Genomic DNA, 15848 nt, shown 5'->3' on the forward strand with positions numbered 1-15848 from the left:
GAAGCCTTTTGGTTTGTTTGTTATATTTATAACATTTTAACATATATTAATTAATAAAATGGTATTTCGTACAAATCAAAAAAAATATTGTACTTTTTCGTACAATTATTGACTATTATCAATTATATTTACAAAAGAATTTTAATATTAATAGTATTTAAAAGAGGAGGATTCAGTTAAAACATTGATCAAAGTTAGTTTTTCAATCGTAGCGTTATGAAGCAAAAATACATTTTAGGAATTTATGACAAATTAATCAATGAAATTAAATACAACAAAAAAACTACCGATTCCGGAATCATTGCTTACCTAAAAAATTGCTCCAACGAAAGTCATTATTTGTATAAAATCAAATTCTCAAGAAAACAGGGGGATATAAAATATGCCTATCAAAAAAGGGTTCACAACCTACATCCAAATGCACCAGAGTTAATAAACTCCGATTGTGATATCAACCCGGAATTCAAAAAATTAATTCCACTAATTCTTAAAGAATTAAATATTCCCGACAGCAATTTGGAATTCTGCTGGACGGAACACAATATTTTAATTGTCAAGCAACATTGCACATTGGAAGAGCTCTCTAAAGAGAATCGGTTCTTTTTATATTGCTTTCAAACCGTTTTTATTGGAAATTCTTCAATCAAAGAATCCCTCAATGATAAATTTTTTAGTTTAAAAAAAGAAGAGGAAATAGAGCTTTTCATCCATCGAAAACAAAATGCCCTCCAAAATCTTTCCCACGCTTTATTCAAAGTAATTAACCCTGATAACCCTGCCGATATTTACACTTTTTCTGCAGACTACACCAAAATGGATTGCCTTAAAATTATTTATCTCTATTTAGAAAAACTGCTCGTTTTCATCGAAACAGAATACCATACCTACCTAAATGTAAATAATAAAGTTCCTTATAGATCTATTTTGGTTAAAGAATTAGAAATTGAAAACAAACTCAATTTTGTCAAATCTTGTCTTATGGATTGCAACTTAAACGATGAGGTATTCAAACTGGCATACCAACCTCTTTTGAAAATTGCGACTATAAAAATCCAAAAAAACATAACATACAACGAATTCTATTATTGTATCGAGTATATCAAAGAATTATATAGCCTTTTTCAACAAAATAAAAAAACAGTAACCGAATCGGTTATTAAGCATTGGTTATTTGAATTGAATTTTAATTCCCTGGATTTCTTTGACTATAAAACAGATGAAATTACTAAGAATTTGGAACTTTTAGAATCTGATATCGAGAAAACAGATTTGCTCTTTCATTTACTCAAAAAATTCAATCAAAGTCGTATTACAAATTTTAGAAAATTCAATCAAAAAATACCCTCGATCAAAGACCAATTAACCAGTTGGATCGAAGAAGAAATCGAGTACTTATCCCGAAGAAAAAATCTGGGTATTAATAATAATTATAACGCAAATAGTACGGAGGCCAAAGTCAAAATACAAACTAGTTTATCGGTAGCTCAGTTAACGTATTTCTTCAAAATTTTAATGAAAGTAAAAATTATCATTCACAAAAATAATGCTGATATTTTTAGATTTATAGCCGAAAATTTTAATACCAAATCATCAACTCAAATTTCTGCGGATAGTGTGAAAAATAATTTTTACAATGCAGATACAAATTCCAAACTTAGAATTCGCCCATTTATAATTGAATTATTGAATCTTACGAAGTGACAAAACTTCCTTCATCATTCTCCATCCAAAACCTTCCATCTGAAGTAAATCTTCATTATCTATGTTGAGCATGGCATCAACGCTTGAGATTTCGTTTTCTTCCATAAAATATTCAAGTTCTGGACTGATACTCTTTTCAATAATTTCCTTCACAATATAAAAATTAAAATAACCTCAACAATTGGGACTTTAGTAAAAACAAGCGGCGTGGGACATCAATAAATCAGCCACAGAGGTACCGCCAAGCACCCATTGCACCAATAAACTGAGCCCACGCCTTGCGTGGGCGAACAGTATATTTTCTGGTGCAATTCAAAAATTTGGCGGTTTTCCGTGGCACAGTAAATAACTTTCGCTACCTATATGTTAAAGAGTCTCAAACTCTTTTTTTTCAAGAAACAAATTTAGACATTATTCAACAAGTATCATAATTCCATTCCACTTTAAAAAACTTTTTTTCGCTTAACCCTTAATATCATTGACTTCAATGGGGGGTTGCGCAACCCTAGCAACTGTTTTGGTATTGTTCTTTTTTTTCTCTTTGCTTCCATAACCAAAACCTCAAAAAAAATGGCAGTAGAAATAATAACTCGCGAAGACCTAGATCAATTTCGCTTGCTTCTCCTAAAAGACATCACCGAAATATTAAATTCCAAACCAGATCATTCCAAAAAATGGCTCAAAGCCAAAGAAGTCCGTGAACTACTTAAAATTTCCCCATGCACACTCCAAAACCTTCGAATCAATGGATCACTGACATTCACCAAAATTGGCGCCACGCTTTACTATGACAATACCGACATCGAAAAACTGCTCAACAAAAACAAAATTGCTGCATTACCAACACTTTTCAAATAACCCCATCAAAACTTAATCCAAAACTACCCGATTTACCAATAACCAACAACCAATAACCGACACCCCCTATGAACTACATCAAACACCTAACAGGTTTCTTTGACCGGGTCTCCGAGGATTGGACACTCAATCCTACCCATGTCAGTTTATACATTGCATTATTTCATTACTGGAACACCAGCCGCTTTCAAAACCCAATTAGCTTAACACGAGGTGAAGTGATGCGAATAAGTAAAATCAGTTCAAAGGCAACCTATCACAAGTGTATTAAAGATTTAAATGACAAAGGCTATATAAAATACGAGCCTTCAAATAACCCATTCAAAGGCAGTTTGGCAACCCTTTTTGATTTCTCGGACTATCTCAAACCAGTTCAAAAAAAAGCCATCTCTCCTAAAAAAAATTTACCAAATAATGAACTAGTAATGAACAAGCAGGGGACAAGTAGTGAGACAACTACTGGTACAAGCAATGAACAAGCTCTGGTATCTTCTATAAACAATACAAACATTACAAACAATTCAAACGTTCAAAACGATTTAAACTTGGAAGAGCAAGCAAAAAATTTTGAAGAAATAAATAATTCCGATTTAAAAAACAAAAATTTAGAAAAAGAAAAAAGTTCCGCCAAAAAAGAAAAAGAAATGCAGGAACAATTTCTTTTCGAAAATCAAAAATCATTTTCTCCGGCATTCGCCGACTACAATGCGAAGCAAACAGAAAACAGTCGGCAAAAAAGTTCCACAAAAAAAGAAAAAGAGGGTGTGCCAACCATCGAAGAAGTCAAATCTTATTTCCTCCAACAAAACTTCCCCGAACTCGAAGCCAATAAATTTTTCAATTACTTCTCCAGTGTTGGCTGGTTAGTAGGCGGAAAAATCCCGATGGTCGACTGGCAGGCTGCAGCTCAAAATTGGCTGCTCAACGCTCTCAAATTCAAAACCTACGAAAAACCACCAGACCGCGCCAAACACCTCAACACCGAAAACGACAAAGACTATGGGGAACCCCTCTAACCCAGAACCGATTGAACAAACGATTCCAAATCCCCCTTGAGAAAGCAACCGACAACCGACAACCAATAACCGACAACCCTATGTCCCAATACGACTACCTCGAAGTAACCCTATGGCTTGAAAAAAAAGGCATGGAAATCTATGGCAACCATTTCAAGATCCTTGAAACGGATTATGCCATCATTCACAAACTCATTGCCTATTTCCTCAAAGATGATAGCACCTGTTTTCAATTAAACATCGATCTCAATAAAGGCATTCTTCTCTCGGGTCCCGTTGGTATAGGCAAAACATCCCTTATGAATCTTATGAAAAATTTGGCCCCAATGGATCACAAATTTTTCGTAAAACCCTGCCGCGACATCAGTTATGAATTTATCCAGGAAGGTTACGAAATAATCCAAAAATACAGCAAAGGAAAGCTCTATCCCGACCCCAAAAACATTTGTTTCGATGATTTGGGCACCGAAAACAACATCAAATACTACGGTAACGAATGCAATGTAATGGCCGAGATATTACTCTCCAGATACGACCTGTTCATAGCCAAGAAAATCATGACCCACATCACAACTAACCTTTCCGCTTCCGAAATAGAAACCACTTACGGCAACAGGGTTCGCTCCCGCCTCCGAAGTATGGTCAACCTAATAGCCTTCGACAAAGCCACAAAAGACAAACGCTAACCACCTTTTAGCTCCCCCATTAGGAGGCCGAGCGTTAAAAAACAGTCCGGTGGACTGTTTTAGCGAAGGAGCCAGCCGGCGCAGAGGCAAATAATACCGATTAAATAACTAAACATAACCCATTGCTAAAAAGCCATAACTCATAAACAATAACCCTTAAATGAATACCCATGAAACCCAATCCAAAAACAAAGCCCCATTTCAACACCCAGAAAAACCCCAAAAATCCTCGCAACAGACTCCGCACCCGAAAACCGGACCGAGTGTTAAAAAACAGTCCACTGGACTGTTTTAGCGAAGGAGCCAGCCGGCGCGCAGGTAACGTATAGCAATTAACCGTTTAACCCCTAGTCTCCTGTTCCCCCTTTAGGGGGCTAGGGGGTAACTCATAACCGATTAACCCCTAACCGATAACCCACAACCGATAACCCAAACCCTATGAACGCAACAATAGCAAATTTCTGGAACCACTTCAAAGAAAACAATTTTGTTTTTCGTCTAATGCCCGATATCCCAAAAGAGGAACTAGAAAAATACTTCGGGAAATTACACGAGCTCCTCTACGAATACAACAAAGATCTTGGCGTCATTATAACAAACGGCAAAACCAAATCCGAATTGATCATTACGGCCAAAGGCAATCCCTATCTTTTCAAAGATGTCGAACTATTGGTACATTATGCACCAACCATAAAACCCTGGATAATAACAGCCTTTCTCCAACCAGTTGGAGACATCGATGAAATCGAAAAAGGAACCGACAAACCATTGGAATACTTTGGTATCAGTTTAAAAATAAGTCAAATGTATTTCATACCCCTCGAAAACAGTGATAACCCAAATCGTTTGGGGCTCAGAATTTACCTCAAAAATTACATCGTTCACAAAGACAATCCAAGATTAAAAGAAGCAGTATACACAATTATCGAACACCTCGTCGGAGAAAAAGCTTTTGCAAACGACATCAACTTTATTGAGCTCGTGCAATTAACAACCGACACCCTAAAACCGCAACCCATAGATCTCTGCTATCTACAAGATTACCTAAGAGAATTCAATGAGCCAATCCTATAAAAAAAAGTATCCAACAGTAAAACCAAAAAAAATTAACCAACCACCCCTTCCAAATTCCCCCTTTAGGGGGCCGAGCGTTAAAAAACAGTCCAGTGGACTGTTTTAGCGAAGGAGCCAGCCGGCGCACAGGCAATGAATAATAATTAACCGACAAACATACAACCGATAACCGAAAACCGAAAACCCATGATCCGCAACCTAAAACCCATCACCCAAAACTCCAAGAAAAAAATCACCAGCTTCTGGAACTACGTTCGCAAAAACGAACAAGAAATATTTAACGGACTCCTTCTTGGTCTCAACTATGACCAAATACTGGAGCAATTCTATAAAAAATTGAGCTATATTTCTAAAGCAATGATTTTTTTAATTAAAATCCCGGAAAACGACCAGGAAAAATACACCATCATTTTCTGTTGCCGCGGCTATCGAAAAATATTTTCCAAAGCCATTGCTTTAGAAGAACAAGTTCCCCAAATGGAGAAATTTACTGCCCAAGCTTTTGTCCAACCATTCGAGGAGGTTACAAAATACAAAAACGGTACAGATGAACCATTTGAATTCAATGGATGTGACATCAAAATCAGCGAAATGCAAATGTCTTTAGAAGATTACGATATTGCCAGAAAGCAATTAAAAATCAATATTTACCTTCCCTTTTACAATGAAATAAAAGAATATAAAAACCTGGAAAATGATATTCATTTAATTGTACTGTTTATTCTTGGCGAAATGGCTTTCTACAAACATATCCGAGAAATCAAGCTCCACCCAATGCCCTTGGAACCAGTAGGCCTGTTAAGCCTCATAGAACTTCCCGATTTCATTGACTATCTCTATCAAATCAACTCCAGACGAAAAACAAGAAAGGTTTAAAAATACTTGAAATTTAAAGTCATTATTTCCTCTTCTAAAACCATGACAAAAAAAATAATTCACTAAAATGAGGAAAACCGTAAAATAATTCCATTCAGTCCACTTAGCTTTGAAAAAATCAATCATATCCCCACTTTGAAAGTAGTGTGATTTATCAACGGAATTTGTTGATAACAAAAATCTTACACTACTTTCAAATTGTGTATTTTTAGATTCTCAAACAAAAGTGTCACCAATGTTTTTATTCCAGCCCTCAGTCCTCAAGAAATATTTAAACCAACAAGATTCTGCCTTAGTCCAAAAAGCCTATAAAAAATACACCAAGTATTTTCACAATGCGGCCATTCAGGAAAACATCCGCAACAGCAAGGAGGAACAATTCTTGCGAGAATTATTTGTGGACATATTGGGTTATACACTCAATCCAGCGGCTAACTTTAATTTTACCACGGAACTCAAAAACATAAAAGGAGCTAAAAAAGTTGATGGGGCCATCCTAAAAGAAGGAAATGCTCTCGGTGTAATCGAACTAAAGGGTACCAACACGAAAGATGAGTAATGAATTCTACATACAAGAGCAACATAGAAGAGTTGAAAAAATATATAACAAAAAAAAACACTCAAATTTCATAAATAAAAAAGGACTAGCAGATTGGTATACAACTGAGCTCAGGAAAAATGATTGTAAATGCTATTATTGTGAAACTTCAATATTTGATATTATTAAATTAATAAACCTTTATAAAGTAAAAACTAGAGCTGTTAAAGGCAATGGAGTTAGAGGTCCTGTCTTAGAAATTGACAAAAATGATAATATCTATTCAAAAGAAACTTGTGTATTAGCTTGTTATTATTGCAATAATGATAAAAGTTACACATTGGATAAAGAAGAATATAAACAGCATTTTGGTGAAAATAGAAAACGTTTTTTTGACAAATTGTTACAGGAGGTGTTGCAAACTAAAGAAGATAAGAATTAAACCAAAAAAGTGTAGTATTAAATACAAAAAGAAGCATATTATGATAAAATATCTTGAAGAATTATTGTACGAAAAAACAAAAGAAACGCAAAGTGCTATTTTATATGCCCAATGGAATTATGATAAAAAAGTTATTCCTTCCGCACTTAATGCCGTTTCTAATATATTTCCTCATTATAGTTTGCATGATGAATCACACTCAATAACTATAATTAACAACATAGTGAGAGTTCTCGGAAAAGAAAATATGGTAAAATTATCTGCAATAGATATTTGGCTAATTTTAGAAGCTTCTTATAATCATGATATTGGTATGGTTGTATCGAGTGAAGAACTTTTAAAAACAATTGAGTCTGATAAATTCATTAGCTTTTTTAAAGAGCTACTTCAAGATACAAAAAATAGCCTCTATGAATTTGCAAATCAATTTAATATTATTGAAAATAAAATACGTTCTAAAGAAGATGTGTATAATTTAGAATTAAACGACAGTATCAAGTTTATACTAGCAGAATTCTTTAGAAGAACACATGCTGAACGTTCAGTCGACATAATAATAAATCCATTAGGAGAACTTTCAATTGCTTCACCTAGAGGTGTAATTCCTGCAAGGATAAATAGGATTTTGGCAAATATCTGTTCTTGTCACACGAAAAATTTTGAGGATGTGATGAAACTTCCTTTTTCTGAAGTAGGTATAGATATTGAAGATGCTCATCCTCGATTTATAGCTTGTTTACTTCGAATTGGTGATTTACTTGATTTAGATAATAATCGGTTTTCTGATGTGATGTTAAGAACTCTAACAAAAGTTCCAATTGATACGTTGAATCATAAATCAAAACATTTATCAATAGAATCTTTCAGGGTAGACAAAGAAATAATCGAAATTACAGCAAACTGTAAAGATTATGATGTGGCTAACATAACTCAGCACTGGTTTAATTATTTGAATTCTGAGATAACCGAGCAAATGATTCGTTGGAATAAAATTGTTCCTTTCAAAGAGTTGGGGTATTTACCATCAATTGGAAAATTAGAAGTTATATTAGAAAATTATGATTTGATAGACGGAAAGAACAAACCAAAATTTTCTGTAGATACAGACAAAGCTTTAGCATTATTACAGGGAGCAGGAATTTATGATGGTGCATATCAATGTATTCGTGAAGTTTTACAAAATGCAGTGGATGCGTCTTTAATTAGAATCTGGTTAGAACATTTTGAATCGAGTGATTTTTCAACACCTCAAAGCAAAGATTTTATTAGTCTAATTAATGATTATCAAATTATTATAAATATTAATGAAAAAGAAATTGAAGGTGATTTTAAATGTTGGGAAATAGAAATAAATGATAAGGGCACTGGGATTTCTAGTACTGATTTAAAATTTTTAATGAATACTGGAAGTTCATCTAAAAATAGTGAAAGAATAAATATCATTGAAAATATGCCTGCATGGCTAAAACCGTCAGGAACTTTTGGCATAGGCTTTCAAAGTATTTTCATGTTGACAGATTTAGTAACTATTGAAACAAAAAGTTTCTTTGATGAAGAGTTTCGAATAATTGAATTAAATAGTCCAAGCTCTAAAAAGAATGGAGATATTTTAATTCAAAAGAAAAAGACAACGCACGCTGTTAAACCTGGTTCAAAAATTTCATTCATTCATAAAACTAAAGCAATTCCAGATGGATATATCGTTAATTTTGGAACAAATGCTGAAAGAGTTGTGACAAACTTTGACCCTTTTTCAAATGAATCAATGGATGTTGAAATAGCGAAAATAGTAGATGAAATATTTGATTTTGCTGATAAGAGCTACATTCCAATAAAATTATTTATTGATAATGAAGAAATTAAAATTTCATCACTCGAAAATAAATTTGATTATTTCGATCCTGAAAATTCTCTTGAAATTAAAATTCATTGTGGAAATGAAAAAAATGGATGGAATTTATTAACATACTACAAAAATCAAAATACAGAGAATCGTTTGCGTCAAGAATTTGATGCTTTGGGATTTGAAATTAATATCCATAAGGATAAAGCATCCGAAGTACTAACTTTGAATCGGAATAAAATAAAATCGGAATATTCTAAAACGCTAAGCAGTGATTTTTATAAATCATCTTTTAAAATTATCAGTAAAAATTTCGATGATATTTTTCAAACTGAAGAGGAAAAATCTATCGGCAGTATGTTTCTAAATTTTTATAAAGAATTAAACGAAATAAAAGACATTGATATCTCACAATTTAATCACTGGGAAAATTTTGAAGTTGATTTAAAAATCAAAGGAATTGATGCTAAAAAGAAAATGATTGATTTACTAAGAGAATCTAAAAAAATATTCATTAAAAACAATCCCAAACGAACATTGACAAATGACGATGAATATGATTTTATCGATTCAGAACTATCAATATCACTTTCTAACCTAAGACCTTCGTTCGCTTTTACTAAATTTTTTCTATTGAAAATAGGTGAATATTTTAAGGCTGTTGAATCAAAAATAGATGCACCAAACCAGTCAAGAACTATAATTTATTCGAAAGAAAAACAAGGTAGTCCTATACAAGACGAAGAACTTTTAATTATTCTAAAAAATACAACCCAACACAGTGCAAGAGTTACTATTCCATGTCTTGAAAAGTATTTTGATTTAAGAATTAACGATGATTCTCATACTCCTTACCTTAGTCATTACACTTTAGACGGTAATATTTATTTCCCCTTTCCTAAAATGTTATCGCCATTCATAAAACAAACAAATGAAGCTGATCAAAGTATTTTAAAAGAAGAGATAAATGATAAGCTCATTGATTGGGTTTACGATAATCGTTTTATTACAGAAACAACGAGGCAACAAATTATAGAGGCATACAAGTTATTTTGTAATGATAATGATATTAGTTTAATTAATTCTGAAGAAACAAAGTAATCAATAACCACGGCCACCACTTCACGAGCAAGTACAAATCGTAGCCTAGTTGGAGGAGTTAATGACGTTTTGTGATGGTTTAGAGCAAAGTAGGAAGGAAAGCCAAGGATATAATGAAATCTTGTTGCAGTAGGTTTTGAAAGAGGCATTATATACAAATGAAAAAGTGTAACTAAAAAGTAATAATTATGAATAAAGAATTTTTGCTTGAGCAAGTAATATCTGAATTAATGGATAATAAAAGTTCATTAGTGGGCCCTTTGATGAAACTTCAATATTTTGCAACAAGGACAGGTAATACTAAGTTATTAGAATTTGTATTATCTGAATTAAACGGTTATAAAGGAAAAGAAATTTTACCTGATTATCGAACCTCATTAGCATTTATAAATGTAGATATACAATTTGGAAATAATAAACACTTTGATTTGGAAATCCCTATTGAGATGATCGATGGAAAACATAAAAATTTATTTCGTCAATTCACATTACCAGAAGCAGTTTCAGTACTGGAACAAATGTCTTTAAGTAATGAAGAAAATAAAAACTTAAGTAATTACTTAGCTATTAATTTACCTCTAACTTATATACACTATTTCCAAGATCCCGCCGCTAATTTATACAAAAATCCATATTATAAAGCAAAAGTAGTTGGAGCAAGATTAATGACTAACAAAAATATAATATCAAGAGCATTAGTATCAGTGCGCTCTAGATTACTAACATTTTGTTTAGAAATTGGAAGTGATTTTGGATACGAAATTTCAATTGAAAATTATAATAAATCTCAAATTTTGAATAATCAAAAAATTACAAATTATATGACAACAATAATTAATAATAATGGCGATGGTAATATTGCAAGTACAGGGAATAATTCCATTATTAATGCCAACATTACAATTAATAAGGGCAACAAACAACAACTTGTAAAAAAATTAGAAGAACTTAATATAGATGAGGAGGACATAAAAGAAATAATTCAAATTATTGAAGAAGAAGAATCAACAATTATTGAAAATATTAATTTAGGTGACAATACTATTGACTGGATAACTAAAGTTTCAGGGAAAGCATTAAAAGGTGTTGGATCAATTGCAAAAGAGGTTACTTCCTCATTACTCGCAAATCTTTTTTTACAATATTTTGGTATTCCAGCAATTAGTTAATTGGTACTAACTTTTAAACAAAATTTCAATTATGGCTAATTATGATTTTTCAACACTTAACAGTTCCGATTTAGAAGAACTTGTTTGTGATTTATTAAACCTTGCCCAACCTGAAGGTTCAATAATAAAATATAAAACCTTTAAGGATGGAAAAGATAAAGGAATAGATTTTATATATTCAACAGCGAAAAATCTTTATGCGCAAGTTGGCCAGGTCAAGCATTATTACAGAACAGGTTATGATGGGTTGTACAAGGTTTTAAAAGATACAGAGGTAAACAATGTTAATATATTAAAACCAAATAAATACATTGTTGCTACTTCGGTAGATTTGAATGTTGCTAATACAGAAGCTATAAAAAAATTATTTGGAGTGTATATTAAAAACCTAAATGATATTTATGGAAAAAAAGATTTAAATAGATTAATTGAAGAAAATGAAGGAATATTAAATTCTCATTACAAACTTTGGCTATCTGATTTTTCAATATTAACCAAAATATTGAATTCGCATTTACAATTTAGATCTTCCGATTTAATAAATGATGAACTTAAAAAAAGAATTAGAATTTATGTAAAAACGTCATTGTTTGAAGATACTCGCAAAGCATTAGAAAAAAATAAGTTTGTTGTAATAACTGGCGAACCTGGTGTAGGAAAAACAACTTTAGCCGAAATGTTAATTTATGAATACATAGCTAACGAATATAATTTAACGTATATAATTGATGATATTAGAGAAGCCGAACAAGTGTTGGTTCCTGATAATTCAAAACAAATAATCTATTTTGATGATTTTTTGGGAAGTACAGAAGTTGAGATAAATAAGGCTAAAGGAAGTGAATCAAGACTAATAAATCTATTAAGAAGAGTTGCTAAATATGAGAATAAGTTTGTTGTTTTAACTACTAGAAATCATTTATTAAATGGTGCAATTATTAGTTCTGAAAAATTAGATCGATTTAATATTAAAACTAAAACAAGTTTATTAGAACTCAAAGAATATAATGTAGAATTAAAAAAGCAGTTGCTAAATAATCATATCGAAGTTTCCGATTTAAGAGAAGACTTAAAAGATGTATTGCTAAACAATGATATTCAAAATTTCATTTCAAATCATAATAATTTTACACCTCGCACTGTTGAATTTATTTGTGATAGTATAAAAATAAACCATTATGAACCTGAAGCATTTAAAAGTTTCATTAAAACTAGTTTTAATAAACCAGAAATTATTTGGACTCATGCTTATACAGTTCAAATCAATGAAGATGCTAGACTTCTTCTACATACATTATTAAGTTTTGGGCAATCTGCAAATATTCATGAACTAGAAGAAGCTTTTTTAACTAGAGTTCAATATGAAGTAGAAAAAAATAATAAGAAAATAGAAATGTATGCTTTTAGAAATGCATTTAGAAATTTAGATGGTAGTTTTATTATTATCAAAAATACTTGTGAAGTTCATTTCATAAATCCTTCAATAATTGATTTTCTCAAAAGCTTTATTAGAAAAGATAAAGTGGAAATTAAAAAAATTGCAGAATCAGTAAAATATGTTTCTCAATTAACAGAAAGATTATTTTCATTAGGGAGTGCAGGTATTAATAAAATGCCAGAAAGCTTGGAAAAAAGATTACTTACCGATTATCATTCTTTTGTAAGCAACAGTAATAGTGACTATGATTTAATTCAATTAGCTTTAGTAATTTATAAATACATTGATAATGTTGACAAAGAGGAAGTTATTTGTGAAATAATTGATAGTATCACAGAATGGGAAGCATTATATCAAGACTATTCTTTAAACTCACATTTTAAAGAATTTATGGTTTCAGTTAAAGACAATGAAAATATTAATTCTGTTTTACAAGAAAGAATTGAAGAAATTGTTTCTGAACTGTTTAGAGGTCAGACAGACATCAATGAAGCTATAGATTTGTTAGCTGAATTGATTAAAAGTTTTGATATTGATTTTAATAAATTAGACACAACAAATATCATTAATCATTTAGATGATTTATTTAGTGAAAATGTTTTTGACGAAACGGAAGATCTAAAAGATTGGATAACTGATGAAGGCGAAGCATATGATAAAAGGCGTGAATTTGAAGACTTTAATGAACGTCTTAACCTTCTTGGTCTAGAATACAAAGCAGATTTAAGCGAATTTGACATTGATTGGTATGAAATAGCTCGTGATAACGATTTTAGAAGAATGATGGAGAAAGATGATTAATATAACTTTCCAAAATTCCGCGGCTATCAGAAGTCTTCCATAAAACACAAACATTCGTAAAAGTACAGATTGTTCTGGCGAGGTCTCCTGCGTAGAACCAGAACAATATGTACAATGCTGAAAAACAAGAATCAATAATCTAAATTCAATTAAAAATGAAACTATCAAATATTACTTTTCTAGAAGAAAAAAACAATGATTACGTTGTGATGAATTTAATAAGTGGAAGTGAAGAAATTAAAGCTTTTTTAATGACTTTTGGCTCAATTGAAAATGACAAAATAATTGATTTCCAAAATTTTTCATATAACATTGAAGAATTTAGATTAGTATTGGTAGACAATGAATTTTTGAATCTTGATTTCTATTTGAAAAAGATATACTTCTAAACCCGCTCGCGCAGATTTCTAATCCGTGCCCACCCCAATAATCAACTACATTCAAAACCTATTTTCAGTTTGTTACCCAAGCTCAAAATCTCCCCCCCATTCCTTAACCTCTCCCTAACCCCAAATCCCATTTTTTTCCTACCTTTACTTTCCAAACCCCAAACCTCCCCAAAAATGCGCCTATTCAAAAAAACTACCCAAACCCTATTTTTCCTTTTCACTTCAACCATACTACTGGCTCAAACAACGGTAAAAGAAAAAGACTATACCCTCAAATATTCCACCAACAAAATCGGAATCCAATTTGAGAACACCACCACCGAAATCAAAGCTTTCGATGCCTTCACCAACAACGAAGTTAGCATCGAAAAAGACAGCACTGCAGCAAACGGCTTCAACCTCAAAAACATTCCCCCTGCACAAATCCTAAAACTGCAATACACCACCACCGGAACAAACGCCAAAACAACGACCAAATACCTGGCAACACAATCCCAATCTTCCGGTGCAATCAATGTCTATTTCAACAACCCGGTAAACACCACCTACGCCCAAACCCAAAACGCAGTCAACTTGTCCAATACGCTCGACGACAAACTAATCGAATACATCAATGCCTGCACGACAACCTTGGACATAGCCATCTACAATTCCTATTCTCCTTCCGAAACAACCGGCATAGCAGGAGCCATAAATGCTGCCTATGCGAGGGGCGTTCAAGTCCGTATCATTTACGACGGTAGTACTTCCAGTGTGATGATTCCGCTTATCAATCCCGCAATCCCTACTTTGCCAAGCCCTCAAAGCAGTGCCTATGCAATCATGCATAACAAATTCGTAATCTTCGATGCCAACCACGCCGACCCAAACCTCCCTTGGGTTTGGACAGGTTCAACCAATTGGACGGTGGCGCAAATAGATGGCCCAGACCAAAACAACGCCATGGCAATCCAGGATCAAGCCTTGGCCTTGGCCTACAAATTGGAATTCGAGGAAATGTGGGGAAGCAGCACCCTGACACCGGACTTGGTGAATTCAAGATTTGGCCCATACAAAACCGACAACACACCCCATACTTTCATCATTGGCGGCAAAACCGTGGAAAGCTACTTCAGCCCCAGCGACGACACCAACACCCACATCATTTCCACTATCAACACGGCAAACTCCGACATCGACATAGCCACAATGCTAATCACCAGAACCGACATAACCTCTGCCCTGTTGGACAAATTCAATTCCGGCCTAACCAACATCAATTTGGTGGTCGACACCCAAAACCCAACCGGCAATCAATTCCTGACCATACAAGCAGGCTTGTCACCAAACCACGCAGTAAAATCGTCCTTCTCCGGAATTATGCACCACAAATTTATGGTAGTCGACAATTTCGACCACACCTCAGATCCATTGGTTCTTTTAGGTTCCCACAACTGGAGCTCCGCTGCCCAAACCAAAAACGACGAAAACACCCTAATCGTCCACGATGCCAACATCGCCAACCAGTACTACCAATCCTTCGCCTACCTATACCTTCAAGCAGGCGGCCTAATAACCAATCCACTGTCTGTAAGTGACAATACTTGGGCATCAAATTGGAGCATCTATCCAAACCCCTCCAACGGCATTTTCCATATCCAAAATAATTCCACCAGCGCATCCCAAAACACGACCCTAAACATCATCGATATCCTGGGCAGAACTATTTTAACAAAAACCTATAACCCAAACTCTCCTGAAACCATCGACCTATCCAACAACTCAAAAGGTCTCTATTTCATCCAACTTCAAAACAAAACCCAATCCACAAACTTCAAAATCTTGAAGCAATAATAGCTTTCACTGTGTAAAATATCCTTATAAAAACTTCTTTTTCAATTAAATTAGGATAATAAATAGCAACTCAATTACCCTAA

General features: G+C 33.2%; 13 protein-coding genes and 1 pseudogene. 13 read left to right on the plus strand and 1 reads right to left on the minus strand.

Features of this window, described 5'->3' with window-relative positions; translation table 11 throughout:
- Positions 1–216: 216 nt before the first annotated feature.
- A complete protein-coding gene (locus tag OZP13_RS04745; RefSeq protein WP_269242678.1) occupies positions 217–1701 on the plus strand; it encodes a hypothetical protein in 1485 nt (494 codons plus the stop codon).
- Here the strand turns inward: OZP13_RS04745 and OZP13_RS04750 are convergent.
- Positions 1681–1854, minus strand: a complete 174-nt coding sequence (locus OZP13_RS04750; RefSeq protein WP_281298840.1) for a hypothetical protein — start codon at positions 1852–1854, stop codon at positions 1681–1683. The genes OZP13_RS04745 and OZP13_RS04750 overlap by 21 nt on opposite strands.
- A gap of 417 nt (positions 1855–2271) precedes the next feature.
- Between OZP13_RS04750 and OZP13_RS04755 the strand changes: the two genes are divergently transcribed.
- From OZP13_RS04755 to OZP13_RS04810, 12 genes and pseudogenes are all read left to right on the plus strand, one after another.
- On the plus strand, positions 2272–2559 hold the full coding sequence (locus OZP13_RS04755) for a helix-turn-helix domain-containing protein (RefSeq protein WP_281298841.1): 288 nt from the start codon (positions 2272–2274) through the stop codon (positions 2557–2559).
- Positions 2560–2627: 68 nt separating this feature from the next.
- Entirely contained in the window at positions 2628–3575 is a 948-nt protein-coding gene (locus OZP13_RS04760) for a transcriptional regulator (protein ID WP_281298842.1), read from the plus strand.
- 80 nt (positions 3576–3655) lie between these two features.
- Complete coding sequence (locus tag OZP13_RS04765) at positions 3656–4261, plus strand: P-loop NTPase family protein (RefSeq protein WP_281299429.1); 606 nt, start codon at positions 3656–3658, stop codon at positions 4259–4261.
- A 438-nt stretch (positions 4262–4699) separates the two neighbouring features.
- Positions 4700–5335, plus strand: coding sequence for a hypothetical protein (locus OZP13_RS04770; RefSeq protein WP_269242682.1), 636 nt, complete (start codon positions 4700–4702; stop codon positions 5333–5335).
- Between the two features lie 186 nt (positions 5336–5521).
- A complete protein-coding gene (locus tag OZP13_RS04775) occupies positions 5522–6211 on the plus strand; it encodes a hypothetical protein (protein ID WP_281298843.1) in 690 nt (229 codons plus the stop codon).
- Positions 6212–6446: 235 nt separating this feature from the next.
- Positions 6447–6764 (plus strand): annotated as a pseudogene (locus OZP13_RS04780) (Eco57I restriction-modification methylase domain-containing protein); the annotation flags it as partial.
- Positions 6763–7191: a hypothetical protein gene (locus tag OZP13_RS04785; protein ID WP_281298844.1), complete on the plus strand. Its 429-nt coding sequence runs from the start codon at positions 6763–6765 to the stop codon at positions 7189–7191. The pseudogene OZP13_RS04780 and the gene OZP13_RS04785, both read left to right, overlap by 2 nt.
- Positions 7192–7231: 40 nt before the next feature.
- Positions 7232–10135: an HD domain-containing protein gene (locus OZP13_RS04790; RefSeq protein WP_281298845.1), complete on the plus strand. Its 2904-nt coding sequence runs from the start codon at positions 7232–7234 to the stop codon at positions 10133–10135.
- Positions 10136–10323: 188 nt separating this feature from the next.
- On the plus strand, positions 10324–11304 hold the full coding sequence (locus OZP13_RS04795) for an AbiTii domain-containing protein (RefSeq protein ID WP_281298846.1): 981 nt from the start codon (positions 10324–10326) through the stop codon (positions 11302–11304).
- 31 nt (positions 11305–11335) lie between these two features.
- Positions 11336–13543 carry an nSTAND3 domain-containing NTPase gene (locus tag OZP13_RS04800; protein WP_281298847.1) on the plus strand — a complete coding sequence of 736 codons (2208 nt, stop codon included), beginning with the start codon at positions 11336–11338 and terminating at the stop codon, positions 13541–13543.
- A 155-nt stretch (positions 13544–13698) separates the two neighbouring features.
- Complete coding sequence (locus OZP13_RS04805) at positions 13699–13932, plus strand: hypothetical protein (RefSeq protein ID WP_281298848.1); 234 nt, start codon at positions 13699–13701, stop codon at positions 13930–13932.
- A gap of 174 nt (positions 13933–14106) precedes the next feature.
- Entirely contained in the window at positions 14107–15765 is a 1659-nt protein-coding gene (locus OZP13_RS04810; protein ID WP_281298849.1) for a phospholipase D-like domain-containing protein, read from the plus strand.
- The last annotated feature ends 83 nt before the right edge of the window (positions 15766–15848 follow it).

This window comes from Flavobacterium limnophilum (assembly GCF_027111315.2).
Classification (GTDB): Bacteria; Bacteroidota; Bacteroidia; order Flavobacteriales; family Flavobacteriaceae; genus Flavobacterium; species Flavobacterium limnophilum.